Genomic DNA, 13815 nt, shown 5'->3' with positions numbered 1-13815 from the left:
CGATGACAAATACACATCCGACAGGCTGATTCTCGTAGCACAGCAACGAGCCATTGGAGAGAGACAGTTGCGGTTCCTTCTGATCATGACTGGCCAGAAAGAGCCGCAATAAGCCTAGACAACTCCATAAACTTCGATCGCGTGTCTTAAAGACAAGATAGCCAAAGTGTACCTATACACGTCTTGAGCAACAACTATGCCCCACCTGTCATCACACCCGTAGGCATCAAAGGCGCGTATTCCCCTCGCAGACAGAAGACCTATTGCAAAGAACTGGCTAGCTGGCTATCCAGATCAGTCAGTGACTGCTTGGTCTTGTTCAGGAAGTCCTCCATGCCGTCCAGACCATCGACGGTCTGGGTGGCTCCTTTGGTGAATTCCTCATAAGACTGCTGGAAAGCGCCGGAGGCACGGTCCGTGACGAATCCGCTTGCGACGAGGGCATCAATCTTGCTCTTCAGGGCGTTCAATTCGGAGACGAGAGTATCGTGCCCACTCTTCAAATCGTTGACAGCGCCGTCCAAATCACCATAAGTAACCGATACATTTGCCATAGCATTCCCTCCTATGCACGAATCAGCTGATACATACCTCCAAAAACAATCAGCTTCCTCAACCAACAAGAAAAGTTTAACACGGACCGGGCATTTCACCTAATCAAGGAGGCTGTATAATCCACAAAATTGCGAATAGGTTATTGTTTTTTATGACACGACCACCTTCCGGAGCCCCACCAATATCAATACCATATCTGCGGGCTATCGCCATGTCCGCATTTTACGCAGAGGGGCCACATCGTCCGTGTACCTGTACGAGCAGGAGGCCTCTTCACGCCCGGTGGCGCCAAGGCAAGCACCTACGCCATGATGCCCATGAACTCTTCTTGAGGGAGAAGCAGGCCCTCGATCTGGGGGTGGGGTGAGGATGGCGAGCGCCCTCTACAGTGCATACACCAAGGGCATCATCCACCGCGATGTCAACAGGAGAGAGCCCGGGAGACAAATCGAGGCAGGATCTCTGTATGGTCACCCTCCAACCCATCCGCCCTGCCACCGACAGTTCATCCTCAATGACAGCCAAGCCGGGCACGTCTGGAATCCGCGGAAATCAGCGTAGATGATCAGAATCCAGTGGCGGACCCTGGATGTCAGGGAGACCAGGGCCACAAACCAGCGGGAGGATTAAGCCAACAACCAGCGACGGTTTGCCCCCACCCGCTGCACCCAGTGTACATAGCTGGAGAAGGGGCAATAGCGCCATTGCTCTCAGGAGTAATTCAGATCAGTCCGGCAGCCTTCATGCACTTTCGGGCAAGAGCCACCTGATCCTCATCAGGACCCAGATTGGGCAGCCTCATGGCGGTCTGATCCAGTCTTCCGGCCGCCTTCAGAGCAGCCTTGGCCATGACGGCCTGCTGACCCTGGCCATTCAGAGCCTGGACCAGCGGATCCAGACGTGCAGCCAAATTCCTTGCGCCATCCAGGTCACCGGCATCGAATTCATCGGCCAGGCGCTTCATAGGCCCGGAGGCTACATGGGCGATCACAGAAATGATGCCGACCGCGCCCATGGCCAGGAAGGGCAGATAGAGGCCATCGTCACCTGAATACCAGGTCAGGCCGGTCTCCTGGCGCTTGCGGGGCATGGATGCCAGATCGCCCGTGGCATCCTTGACGGCTGTTACCCCGTCCAGCTCGGCCAGCCGCCGGTAGGTGTCCAGCTCGACGTGCAGTCCGGTCCGTCCAGGCACATCGTAGAGAATAATCGGTCGCTGAGCCGACTGGCAGACCGAACGGAAGTGGGCCACCACCCCATCCTGGGAGGGCCGCGAATAGTAGGGCATGACCACCAGCAGGGCATCGGCCCCGGCCTCCTGGGTCATCTCCACCATCCGTACCGTGTGCGCGGTGTCGTTGGATCCCGCTCCGGAGATGACAGGCACTTCGACGGCATCCTTGACGACCCTGACCAGGTTGACCTTCTCCTCCATGTGGGTGACGGGAGACTCACCTGTTGTGCCGTTGACCAGGATGCCGTCGGCCCCATCAGCCACCAGGGTCCGGGCCAGATTGGCGGCAGCCTCGTAATCAACGGATCCGTCTTTATTCATAGGCGTGATCATGGCGGGGATCACCCGGCCAAATGGGGCAGGAGGAAGCAGATGGGCACCGGTCTCAGTCATGTCTTCACGCTACTTGCAGAAGGGGACGCTCTTGCGGATATCAGAACAGATAGTGATCCAGGCCCACGGTCAGTCCGGGAATGCTCCCGGCACGGCGCACGGCCAGGAGGACTCCGGGCATGAAGGAGACACGCTCGAAGCTGTCTGCGCGGATGGTCAGCTGCTCGCCGGGGTTGCCCATGAGGATCTCCTCGTGCGCGTTCAGGCCCCGCAGCCGGACGGCGTGGACATGGACACCGTCAACCACCCGGCCCCTGGAAGCATCAGCCTGCTGGGTCGCGTCGGGCATGGGACCCATGCCAGCCTGGCGACGGGCTTCGGCGATGGCGGCAGCGGTTCCCAGAGCCGTGCCGGAAGGCGCGTCGACCTTGTCAGGATGGTGCATCTCGACCACCTCGGCCGACTCGAAGTAGCGGGCCGCCATGGCTGCGAACCGGTCGGCAAGCACTGCGGAGATGGCGAAGTTGGGGGCGATGAAGACGCTGAGCCCGGCATGCCCGTCCAGGGCCTGCCTGACCTGGTCCAGGCGCTCCTTGGTCCAGCCGGTGGTGCCGATGACGGCGTGGACCCCCTGCCCTATCAGGGTCAGGGTGTTGCCCAGGACGGCATCGGGGCTGGTGAAGTCGACCGCCACATCCGTATTGCTCGGATTGATGGACGACGGATCGTCATCCGGCCCCAGCAGCAGGGCCGTCTGCATATCCTGCGCGCCCTTCAGAGCACGCACCACCTCGGTTCCCATGCGTCCGCCTGCGCCCAACACCGATACGCGGATCATCGGCTGCCTCCTTCTTCACTGTTCATTCACTGTGCATTTTCGGTCTTTTCCACGACCATACCCCTCCTGCGGCTCCTGGCCCAGCCCAGCAGCGCCAAGGGGACAGCGCAGCAGGTTACCACCGCCGGAATGGTCATGCCGCCGTGAGGCCCGAACTGATCCAGGGCGACTCCGGCCAGAGTTGATCCCAGGGAGGTGCCGATGGATCCGCCTGTGGACAGCCAGGAGAGCCCCTCGGTCAGGGCCCGGGCATCCACGTTCTCGCGCACGATCAGGTTGCCGGTGGCGAAGATGGGCGAGACGCACAGGCCGGTCAGCACCTCGGCCAGACCCAGTAGGACCAGGTTGTCCATGACCAGGCGGAAGACCACGTAGCCCAGGGTCAGCAGCACCAGGAAGGTCGTCAGATAGCGCCAGCGGGATCCTTTGAGCTTGACCGAGCCGAAGATCAGCGCCCCGCACAGGGAACCCAGGGCGAACAGGGCCAGCTGCAGGCCCACAGCACCCTCGCGACCCATGGACTTGGTCAGGGCGGTCACCGAGACGTCCACCGCCGAAAAGCTCATATTGAAAACGACGAAGATCACGACCAACAGGAGGATGCCCGGGTAGACCAGAGCCGAGCGCGATCCCTGTTGGCCGTCAGTGTCACTCGGCAGCACGTCCCCGTGAGCATCAACCGGGGAATGATCCGCCGCAGACTGATCGACGGTCTCCATGCGAACGACGGCCGGCGGCTCGGTGGAGCGCATGGCGAAGAAGGTCAGTCCGCCGACCAGCAGGGCCAGAGCGGGCAGGTAGAGCTGGGAAACCGGGCTGACCGAGGTGGCCAGGTAGGCGGAGAGGATGGGTCCCAGGATGAAGACGCACTCGTCCAAGCCTGACTCCAGGGCATAGGCGGTGTTGAGCAGATTGGTCTTGTCGTCGCGCAGCACCCAGGCCCAGCGGGTGCGCACCAGGGCTCCGAAGGCGAACTGGGTCAGGCCCATCAGAGCCGCCAGCACGAAGAGCACTCCCAAGGGAACCCGGCGCATGGCCCCCACCGCAAATCCCAGTATGGCCAGAGCCTGCACGATCAGGGCGGTCACTCCAACCCGACGCTGGCCGAACCGGTCGAACAGACGGGCGTAGAAGGGGGTGACCAGGGCCGCGCAGAGCGTGTAGACGGCGCTCATCAGCCCGGCCGAGGTCCAGTTGTCATAGATGTTGTTCAAGGCCAGTACGATGCCCAGACCCATCATGCCCAGGGGCAGGCGGGCCAGGACGGCCGACAGGCAGAAACCGGCGGCGCCCGGGTAGGTGAACAGGCGCAGGAAGGGGGATTTAGCGGCCGCCATGATCACCGTCCTTGCCCAGCTGGTCGCTCACGCGGGCGCCGTAGATGAAGATGTCGTCAATACCCTCGAAGAACTGCGGATCGTCGGAGGGGTCGCGACCGGCGAAGGCCGCATGGTCCCGGCCCTTGAGCTCGGCCAGCCGCTCCATGCCCTGATGGTCGTAGAAGCCCACGTCGCAGGAGGAGTCCGTGTGCAGGTAGAAGCGCTCAATGCCCGCCTGGTCCAGATGCTCCAGGGTGTCACGCCACAGGGCGCCGCCCACGCCTCGTCCCCGGGCACGGCTGGAGACCAGGAAGAGCCTCAGCTCAGCCTGGGGCGGGACCGCCAGGCCGCACTGCTCCTCCAGCCTGACCTCGGTCAGCTGCCACTGGCGGGCCCGGTCCAGGGTCTGGGCGCCCAAGGTTGTGGCAGACAGCTGTTGGTCCACTCGCTCCAGCTCCTCTTGGGCCTGGGGGAAGCACAGTTCGCCACGCCCCTCAGCCAGCAGGGTCACCCCCAGAAAGTCCTGTCCACCGACGGCTATCCGGGCCCTGGTGGCACCCACCAGATAGTGCAGGATGAAGTGGGCGGCGCTCAGCCGGGACACAGTCCCCTCGGGATCCTCCTGCACCTTCCAAGTAGCGTCGAAAGTCCCCACCAGGTCGGGCATATCCGCCCAGACCATGGGTCTGATCTCCACGCTCCCCCTCCTGCGGGAGGCCTGGTCGCGATTACTGGACGTAGTCATCTGTCTCATTGCTCCATTCGGGCGTGCCCGGCCCAACGACGGCACTTGGCCGTCTGCCGATCGCCTGCTGTTCATGATTGCTGATGCGCGGCACCCATCGCCTTATCCGGCGGGGTCTGCCGCAGACTCAGTCCTCGTCCGACTGCTCGGGTATGCCCTCGGCCAGGGAAGCGAGAATTTCTTCTTCGGTCCTGGCACGGGCCCTGATGAGTCGATCCTGGGGCCGGTCTTCGCTTACATAGTAAAGGCAGGCATCGATGGTCGACAGGCCGATACCCTCCAAGCGTGACAGGAGCAGCCTGTAGAAGTCCAGCTGGACCAGACGGCGGTTGGTCGACTCCTCTCCGCGCGGCCGGGCTCCGGTCTTCCAGTCCACGATGGTGTAGCGCCGATCCGTGCGTTCAGGATCCAGTCCGCCGGCAAAGACCGCATCCAGCTTGCCCTTGACGATAGAGCCAGCCAACACCGCCACGATGGGCCGTTCCACCCAGACAGGGGTGCGCTTGGCCCAGTCGGACTCAGCCAGCCGCTGCTCCCAGGTCAGCAGACGGGCCTGCACGGGATCGGCCTGGGGATCCAGAGACCCCTGCTCCTGGTCAAGCTCGGCCAGCATACGGGCCCGCTCGGTCATGGCCCCAGGACCCAGCGGACCATTGAGCAGATTCGGCGCTTCCGCCTGATCGGGCAGGTCCACCAGTCCTTGAGGGTCGGAAATTTCGGGCAGGATGAAGCGCCTGGCCCAGTCGTGGAAGCGGGTGCCCGCCTCAGCCTGCGGGGAAGCCACCTGAGGTATGGGTCTGACCAGCCCCTGCCAGTAATCCCTCTCCATCCTGGGATCGCCCCCTGCCGAACCGGCCTGGATGGCAGTGACGCTGCGAGCCCCATGCCCCAGGATCCGTCGACCGGTGCGCCGCAGCAGATCCAGGTCCGTGAGCAGCTGGTCATCGGCGACACCCAGACGACCCGTGCTGACCTGCAGGACGCGGACCGCATTGGCGTAGAGCCCGTCATCGCCCTCCTCATCAACTGCGGGGTCGCCGGGTTGCCCGGCGCGCACCCAGGCGGCCGAGCGATCCAGGGCTTGGCGTGTACGCGCATTCAGCATCGGAGGCCAGAGCGCCTGGTCACGCTGGCCGTCGCGGGCAGCGACCTGGTCCACCTCTTCCAGGGCACGGTCGACGATGGCCTGGCGATAGGACTGGGCGTGCTCACCGACAAAGAGCCCCAAGGGCGGCGTTGGCTGGCCCTCCTGAGCATCCTCTGCCTGCTCCAGCTTGACCGCATCGGGCTCTTCCTGGAAAAGCTCCGCCAGCTCGGTCCAGAAGTTGGAGGCCTTATCCGGGTCTGGAGCTGGCGTGTTCAGGGCCGCAGACTCCGCCTGGGAATCCTGGCTGAAGGTCAGCAGCAGGTCATGCCGGGCCCTGGTCGCCGCCACATAGATCAGCCGCCGCTCGTCGTCCAGCAACCGACGGCCGTACTGCTCGCGCTGGGAGGGGGCCATGGCATCGGCATGGACCGGGCGGGCCTGGTCATCCAGCCCGCTCTCCCGAGACAGGCCCATGGCCTCCTCCTCCAGGCCCGCAAGGTCCAGCCGACCCAGCAGGTCTTCAGGGTCAGCTCCCAGGGGGGCGTCGTGAGGAAAGCGGGGCAGAATCATGGCATCAGCCCGCACCGGCACCGGCACGGACTCGGGATCGACCAGCCAGGTACGGGCCGTGCAGTTGTACTGGTAGACCGGGCCATCCGGGGATTGGACCACCGGCTGATCCGAGGCGGGCTTGACCGTGAGCCGGTCGCCCTGGCTGCTGGGGAAGGCTCCACGCTTGAGCCCGACCACCGCCACAGCATCCCACTCCAGTCCCTTGGCCTGGTGGACGGTCATCAGGGTCACGTCGGCCTGCCGGTCGTCCCCATCAGCGGGCATTTCGGGGCTCTGGTCCAGGGAGGACAGCCAGGAGACGAACCCGCGCAGGCTGGGCCCCAGGCCCTGGGGCAGCTCGGACAGGTAGACATCAACCTGGTCCAGCAGAGCCTGGATGCCCATCTTGGCCTGGCTGGGCTCCAGAGGATGTTCAGGATTGGCCAGGGAGCGGGCCAGCACCAGGTCCACGTCCAGATCCAGAGCACGGACAGCGGCGATGACCACCTGACGCAGGGGGGCTGAGGACTCGGCCTGGACCTGGCAGATGACCCGGGCGGCCTCGGTGGCCAGGGCCCGCCCTCTGGCAGAGAGCCCGGAACTCTTCAAGAGGTCTGGCAGGTCGTCGCGCAGGAGCAAATCCACCAGGAAAACGTCGTTGGGAACCTGGTCACGGTAACGGTGCAGATCCTCGCGACGGCGGCGCGGATCAGGGTCGGACTCGACCAGGCCGGCCCTAACCAGGGCCCGGTACTGGCTGTCCTCATTGACCTTGGCGGCCAGGGAGGCCAGAGCGCTCAGGTCGGCCGCGTCCATGCCGAACCGGGCCGAGGCAAGCAGACGCATCAGGGAATCGCTGTCGGTGTGGTCGCAGATCAGGGAGAGCAGGGCTCTAAGGTCCATGACCTCGGGCCGGTCGAAGAGGGAGGAGTACCCGACGACCTGGCAGCTCAGCCCTGCAGCCTCCAGGGCCTGGCGGTACCTGGGCAGGGCGGCCTTGGAACGGAAGAGAACAGCCACGTGCGGTGCGTCGCCTCGGTTGCCATAGAGTTCGCGCGCCCTGAGGGCGAACCTGACCACGCCATCAATCTCCTGACCGCCGGTGCTGTAGCCCAAGAGGCCCACGGTACCCGGGTCGGCGTCCTCACGTGGGCGGAGCCTGGCCACGTCCACCTCGCGCAGTTCAGCTTCGGACCGGCTCTCCTGGCCCCGATGGCGCAGGGGGACGGTCAGCTGGTTGGCGGCCTTGAGCACCCAGCTGGAGTTGCGGAAGGTGCGCGACAGGGTCAGCGGGTCCTGGTCCTGCGAGCGCCCAAAGGCGGTCACGCCAGACAGAGGGCCGCCGCCGGAGGCGGGCCGATCGGCCAGCATGCCGAACTGGGCCTGGAAGGTGCGGAAGGCCCCGGGACTGGCCCCGCGCCAGGCATAGATGGACTGGAAGGGGTCGCCCACGGCGGTCACGGCCGACATGCCGGGAGCCTGTTCCTCCCTCCCCCGGCCCTCCTGCCGATTCTGCGGATGGAAGATGGCCGCCAGCAGCAGGGCCTGGGTGGTGGAGGTGTCCTGGTATTCGTCCAGAAAAACGTGGCTGTAGCGGCGCCGCAGCTGGGCGCTGATGGAGGGGAAGCGCTCGACCAGCTGGAAGGCGGCCAGGGTGAAATCGCCGAACTCGGCCATGTTGGCCTGCCGCTTGGCCCTCTGGTAGTCCTGGACCAGGGTCAGCAGCTTCTCGCGTGTCAGAACCGCCCGTCGCATGGCATCCACCCGGTAGAGGCGAATGCTCTGCCGCTTGTCTTGGAAGGCCTTGATTTTGCCTTGATAGTGCTCGTCGGTCTCCTTCTTGCTGCGCTTGGGCGGCGTCCCGCTGGGTTTGGTCTCGGCGGCCGGCACGGGCTGGTCGCCGATGAGCTGGTCCGCTCGATCCACAAAGGCGCGGTCCCAGGCGCGGATCCGCTCCACCGCCTGATCGAAATCAGGACAGTCGCTGCTGATCATGGAGGTGGTCACCGCCCCGGTCAGGGCCAGGACCCGGTTGACGGTGGTCGAGAAGGTCGCAGAGCCCAGGTCGTCGGAGTCGCCCTCCTGCGCCGAGGAACCAGCGGGAAAGATCAGATCCAGATGGTCGGCGACCACCTGGGAGGCCAGCTGGTAGGCCCCTGCTGAACTCAGGGGACGCGTGTCCTGGTCCATGCCCACCAACAGGCCATACTGGCGCACGATGGACTGGAAGAAGGCATCATAGGTGGACACGGTCGGCTTGAGGAAGTTGCGTTCGGGATCCACGGTCGAGGCGCCTCTACCCTGGTCGCGTCGGATGACCGCAGCCCCCACCCTGGACTGGAGTTCGGATGCGGCCTTGCGGGTGAAGGTCAGCCCCAGGATCTGCTCGGAGGGCACTCCCCGGCGGATCAGGGCGATGATCCGGCTGGTCATGGTCATGGTCTTGCCCGAGCCGGCGCCGGCCACCACCAGAAGATCCTCATTGACATCCGCATCGACGATGGCGGACTGTTCGGCAGTCTGCTTCATTCCTGATCCTCCAGTAGGTTGGGCGCCACCAGTTGCCATGCCTGGCATTCCTGGCCATTGCCGGCCCGATGGCAACGGGCCGGGTCGAAGACCGCATCATCCAGGCCAGCCGCCAGTTTGACCCCGGCAGCGAAGAAGACCCTGGCTATCATGGTCAGCCCCCATACAGCCTGGGAGGAGACCCTGGCGGCTCGGACCATGGCCCACAGGTCCGCATCCACCCCGGGCGGCACCTGATCAGGCAGGTCCGCAGGCTCGGCCTTGGACTTGAGCGGGGAGGGCATGCCGGTTCTGGGCTGAGCGACAGTGACCAGCCTGTCACCCTCGAACAGGGGCGGCTGATAGGCCATCTCCTCCCGGCGCAGGCCCGTTTGCGCATCCTTGGGCGGGGCTTGCAGCTGCAGGAGCAAGGACTGGCTCAGCCTCATACTTTCGGTCCTCTCCAGGTCGGGGGCCTGCGACAGGCTCCAGGCCGCCCCAACCTCCGGGCTGCTGCCGGGCGTGGGCGGGAAGGCCAGTCCCAGCTGATAGCAGACCAGCTGCAGGTCGTTGAAGAGCTGCCCCTGGGTATAGGGGACCCTGCCGGTCTTGTAGTCCACCAGCCGCAGACGGATGCCCTCGGGCAGGGACCTGACCTCCAGGCGGTCGATGCGGCCGGTCAGCCTGACCGTCGTCCTGGCATCCAGGGCTGCTGGGAAGCCGTCGACCAGGCCTGACATCAGGGCGAAGAGCCCGTCGGCATCCAGAGGCCTGTCAGGGAAGGTGGCTTTCCAAAGAGGGACCAGGTCCTCTACGGACAGGCTGACGTCGAAGGAACGCTCGCTCTGGACCCCCAGCAGGTCGCCGACCGGGACCGGGCTCTTGCCCTCCAGGCCGTATTCGGAATCCGAGGAGCGGACGAAATAAGAGGCCAGGTTGTCCAGGATGGACCCCACCCTGCTGCTGCGACCGCGCTGGTCATAGAGTTCGTCAGGATCCCGCAGGCGCTGTTCCTGGGGAGCCAGATCCTGGTAGATGTCCAGAAGCGCATCCCGCACCTGCTGCTGGCGGGCATCCAGATCGCCCTGGCCAGGGCGATCCAGACCCTGGGCCGTGCCCTCGCTGGCCACCTTGTGAATCAGGGAGCCGAACTCCGTAGGCACCCTGGATGGGGAAGGGCCGGAGAACTGATCGCCCAGGGCCCACTCCAGCGGACAGTTCCAGATGGCATCGACCGCTGAGGGCGAAAGGAGAACCACCTGGCGGTCGGACCGGCGTTCATGGCGATGGTCACGGTCGTGGGTCCGATCCGGTCGCTCAGCCTGCCCGGCGGCAACAGGTGCGGGTCGAGAAGCACGGTCCCTTTCAGCAACCGATGCGACGCCTGAGGCGGCGGCCTGTGCAGTATGAACTTCTTCCTCCGAGGCCGGCTCAGCAGCGCCATCCTGGCCATAGTCATAGAGGAAAGGCCAATGCCGGGGATCGGCAGAATCCTGGCCCTGATCGGCCAGCAGCCGCAAGGTCTGCACGGCATCGTCCACGCGGTACCGGTCAATCCGGCCCTCCGGAAGCAGCGCCTGGACAGCCAGGATGGACCGGGCGGCCGCCGTCAGGCCCCTAGCAGACACCTCCAGCCCTCCGTAGCGCTCACTGCCGCCTGAACCAGCGCCGACCATGCTGAACTCGGCCTGGCTCATATCTGCAGTGCGCGGATAACGTTCAGGCAGATAGCCGTAGAGGAAGTCCGAAGGAACCAGGTCATCGTTCCAGACCGCGCTGATGCGCACCTGGGTCCGGGCCCGAGTCAGCGCCTCCAGGAAGCCCTTCTTCTCGGCATAGAGGATGGAGCGCAGGGCAGGATCATGGCTGAGCGTGTCCGCCAGGGGGTCGCCGATGCGGTCGTGCAGAACCAGGTCGGCCAGCTCCTCGGCTCCGAACATGGTGTCGCGGGGAATCAGATTGGGCCAGACCCCGTCCTGGACGGCGGGCAGCCAGACCAAGGGCCAGTCAGTGGCCAGGGCGGCGGCGCCGGCGGGTGTGGTCAGGGTGACGGCGTGCTCGATGGGCCCGATCCGCGCCAGTGAGTCGGCCTCGATCTGCATGGTGCGCACCTGGTCCATGAAGGCCTCGACCGTGGGGAAACGACGGGAGCCGGCCGCGTATTGGAAGAGCCGCATGAGCGCGTCCAGACGGTCATTGGCCTCCTCACCCTCCTGGGTGGCCATCAGGGCCCGCCGCTGCCAGTCGTCGGCCAGGTCCAGGCTCCGCCAGGCCTCCCAGAGCACGTATTGGGGCTGACGGTCCTCCAGGGCGCTGATGCGTGTGGCCGTCAGGCGCAGAACCTGCAGGGCCTTGTCCAGGACCTGAACGTCAGGATCCTCACGGCGACCTCCTGCGATGGCGGTCATGGCCTCCAGAATGATCCCTGAGGATCGGTCATCCGGGTCCAGAACCAGCAGGGTCTCCAGGGCCTGAACAGACAAAATAGCTGGCCGTTGAACATCCTGGTCGCCCAGATCCACCGGCTGGTCGGGGGCCGAGGAAGTGGAGAAGGGGCCGGACCCGCCCCCTGGCTCGACGTAATCGTGCCTGGTCAACAGGGAATCGTCGACGCTGATGCCGGATGAACGGTCCCGCTGGGCACGCCGCTCGGCCAGATCCTTGGCCCAGGCCTGCCAGGCCTGTCCCAGGAGGGGCAGGTCGTCCAAGGAGCCTGATGAGTCCGGATCGCTCCCCTGCTGGCCGGACAAGGGGGCCAATGCGGCCATGGTCTCCATGATGGACTCCAGGCGTTCCATCCTGACGGGACGCTCTTGACGAGCGGCGGTGGCGGGAACCCGGAAGAGCGGGCCAGCCATCAGGGTGCGCAGGCGCGAACGGATCCAGGCTGCCACCTGGGCGGGATCGTCCGGGGCGCTTCCGGCGGTGCCAGGGTCCAGCACCGATTGGGCCAGCTCGACCAGGGCGAAGAGCCCCTGGATGGCGGGCTCCTGGCTGAGCGGACGGGTCACCGAGGAGAAGCGCACCGGCACGCCCTGAACGCGCAGCTTGCGGCCCAGGTTGCGCAGGGTCATGTTGTCGTGGGCGATGACGGCCATGTCGTTCCAGTCACGATCGTTGGCCAGAAACTCATGCTTGATCTGCCAAACCAGGTCATCGTCCTCCTGGTCGGGGGTGTGGAAGAGCCTGGTCTGCACGCTGCCGTCGCAGATAAGGCTGTCGCCGGCGGCCAGGGGCGCCACCGGGCCGGCTCCGGGCCAGGCGGGCAGCTTGCCGGGTCTGTCGGGCAGAGGGGTGTCGCTCTCCTCAACCCCGGCGATGCCCAGGCTGACCCTGGCAGCCACCAGATCGGCGTAGGAGCCCTGGACGCTTTCGGCGTGCTCTGCGGCCGCTTCAGGAACCACCATCCTCCGGGGTTTCAGGGTCACGGTGGCAGCGCCCAGACAGGCGAAGTCCTGGGCCAGAAGAGGGGCGGCGGCGCCGGGCATGGGCTTGGACAGGGCCTTTAGGCGAGTGGCCAGAAACTCAGGATAGGAGCCGCGGAAGGACTGGACCGACTGGTCGGGATTGCCCACCAGAAGGAGTCGGCAGCCAGCCTGGTTCAAGCCCTGCAACAGGCCCATCCCGGCCAGGGTGATGTCCTGCCAGTCGTCCACGACCAGCAGGTCAGGCAGGTCGTCATCAGCCAGCCCGCCTAGGCTGCGGGAGGCTTCGACCATAAGCATGGAGGGATCCAGACGGAATTCGTCCGGGTAGCTCTCGGTAATGCTCTGGCGATATTCATCTTCCAGGGCGAAAGCCAGCCGCCACTGCAAGCCCAGCCGGTCGCGACGGTCAGGGTCCATGGGCTGTACGGCCAAGGCATCCAGAAGCTGGTCCCGGTCACCCCTGTCCAGGCCTAATTCCGTCATGCGGGCGAACATGTCCCGCAGCTGGGCGATGAACCTGTCGGCGACCCCTACGACCCGTCCTTGACCGTCGCCAACCAGGACGGCCGACCAGCCTGCCCCGTTGCGGAAGTAGCGTTCCAGGAGTCGGCAGACCGCACAGTCATCCCCGGCCTGCACATGCTCCAGGTGGACGGTCATGACCTGCCTGAGCAGGGCATCCTCCTCAGCGCCGTTGAGCAGTCTGGGCAGGAGCGGATCGTGGCCCCCCTGGGCCAGCCGGGACCGTGTCAGCAGACGGAAGGCCAGGGCCTGCAGGGTGCCCACAGGCCGGGTGCGGTCGGACCTGCCCCGCTCAAGAATGACCTGGCGGCTGACCTGGTCGGCCGCGGTCCTACCTGATACGGCCATGCTGGCACCGTCGCCGAACTGCTCCATGCCAGCCAGCAGGGCCCGGGTGGCCAGCCTGGTCTTGCCGCTGCGGGGGGGACCAGCCACCACCAGGGCCCGGGTGGGCCGACCCTCCTCGTTCCGGAGCCGATCGCCGATAAGGGCGCGGACCGGTTCCATGGCCTCTTGCGGATCCACCGGTGGCTGCTTGCTCATAGCTACAAGAATAGGGGTCGGCATGGTCCATCTGCAGGCCCGGAACCCACTGGTCCTGAACCGTCCGCAGGAGGCTCAAAGGAAGCCTGATCGGGAGCGGCGTGCTGTTATCGTGGATTACAGTTCTCAGGCAGTCCCCAGGAGGTGATGT

At 65.3% G+C, this 13815-nt stretch carries 7 protein-coding genes; all 7 read right to left on the bottom strand.

The annotated features are described in order from the left end of the window. Positions 1 to 260: 260 nt before the first annotated feature. Positions 261 to 554, bottom strand: coding sequence for a WXG100 family type VII secretion target (locus ACUIAG_RS08870; protein WP_313837415.1), 294 nt, complete (start codon positions 552 to 554; stop codon positions 261 to 263). A gap of 722 nt (positions 555 to 1276) precedes the next feature. Beyond that, positions 1277 to 2182, bottom strand: a complete 906-nt coding sequence (gene dapA / locus ACUIAG_RS08865; RefSeq protein ID WP_445339716.1) for a 4-hydroxy-tetrahydrodipicolinate synthase — start codon at positions 2180 to 2182, stop codon at positions 1277 to 1279. Positions 2183 to 2222: 40 nt separating this feature from the next. Next, positions 2223 to 2960: a 4-hydroxy-tetrahydrodipicolinate reductase gene (gene dapB / locus ACUIAG_RS08860; protein WP_445339715.1), complete on the bottom strand. Its 738-nt coding sequence runs from the start codon at positions 2958 to 2960 to the stop codon at positions 2223 to 2225. A 26-nt stretch (positions 2961 to 2986) separates the two neighbouring features. Then, a complete protein-coding gene (locus tag ACUIAG_RS08855; protein WP_445339714.1) occupies positions 2987 to 4297 on the bottom strand; it encodes an MFS transporter in 1311 nt (436 codons plus the stop codon). Then, a complete protein-coding gene (locus tag ACUIAG_RS08850) occupies positions 4284 to 5024 on the bottom strand; it encodes a GNAT family N-acetyltransferase (RefSeq protein ID WP_445339713.1) in 741 nt (246 codons plus the stop codon). Before ACUIAG_RS08850 ends, ACUIAG_RS08855 begins: the two co-directional genes overlap by 14 nt. Before the next feature lie 127 nt (positions 5025 to 5151). After that, positions 5152 to 9231: a UvrD-helicase domain-containing protein gene (locus ACUIAG_RS08845; RefSeq protein WP_445339712.1), complete on the bottom strand. Its 4080-nt coding sequence runs from the start codon at positions 9229 to 9231 to the stop codon at positions 5152 to 5154. Beyond that, the gene (locus ACUIAG_RS08840; RefSeq protein ID WP_445339711.1) at positions 9189 to 13664 is read right to left on the bottom strand and encodes a PD-(D/E)XK nuclease family protein; all 4476 of its coding nucleotides are present in this window, start codon (positions 13662 to 13664) and stop codon (positions 9189 to 9191) included. The genes ACUIAG_RS08845 and ACUIAG_RS08840 overlap by 43 nt, the downstream gene beginning before the upstream one ends. Positions 13665 to 13815: the final 151 nt, after the last annotated feature.

The organism is Bifidobacterium sp. ESL0825, assembly GCF_052606465.1.
Note: the sequence above shows the minus strand (reverse complement) of the source record. Positions and strands in the feature narration are given on the sequence as shown.

What these genes read in the sequence shown, in the direction of transcription:
- ACUIAG_RS08870 (WP_313837415.1), bottom strand. Translation starts at nt 554, where the DNA reads ATGGCAAATGTATCGGTTACTTATGGTGATTTGGACGGCGCTGTCAAC.
- dapA (WP_445339716.1), bottom strand. Translation starts at nt 2,182, where the DNA reads ATGACTGAGACCGGTGCCCATCTGCTTCCTCCTGCCCCATTTGGCCGG.
- dapB (WP_445339715.1), bottom strand. Translation starts at nt 2,960, where the DNA reads ATGATCCGCGTATCGGTGTTGGGCGCAGGCGGACGCATGGGAACCGAG.
- ACUIAG_RS08855 (WP_445339714.1), bottom strand. Translation starts at nt 4,297, where the DNA reads ATGGCGGCCGCTAAATCCCCCTTCCTGCGCCTGTTCACCTACCCGGGC.
- ACUIAG_RS08850 (WP_445339713.1), bottom strand. Translation starts at nt 5,024, where the DNA reads ATGACTACGTCCAGTAATCGCGACCAGGCCTCCCGCAGGAGGGGGAGC.
- ACUIAG_RS08845 (WP_445339712.1), bottom strand. Translation starts at nt 9,231, where the DNA reads ATGGCAACTGGTGGCGCCCAACCTACTGGAGGATCAGGAATGAAGCAG.
- ACUIAG_RS08840 (WP_445339711.1), bottom strand. Translation starts at nt 13,664, where the DNA reads ATGAGCAAGCAGCCACCGGTGGATCCGCAAGAGGCCATGGAACCGGTC.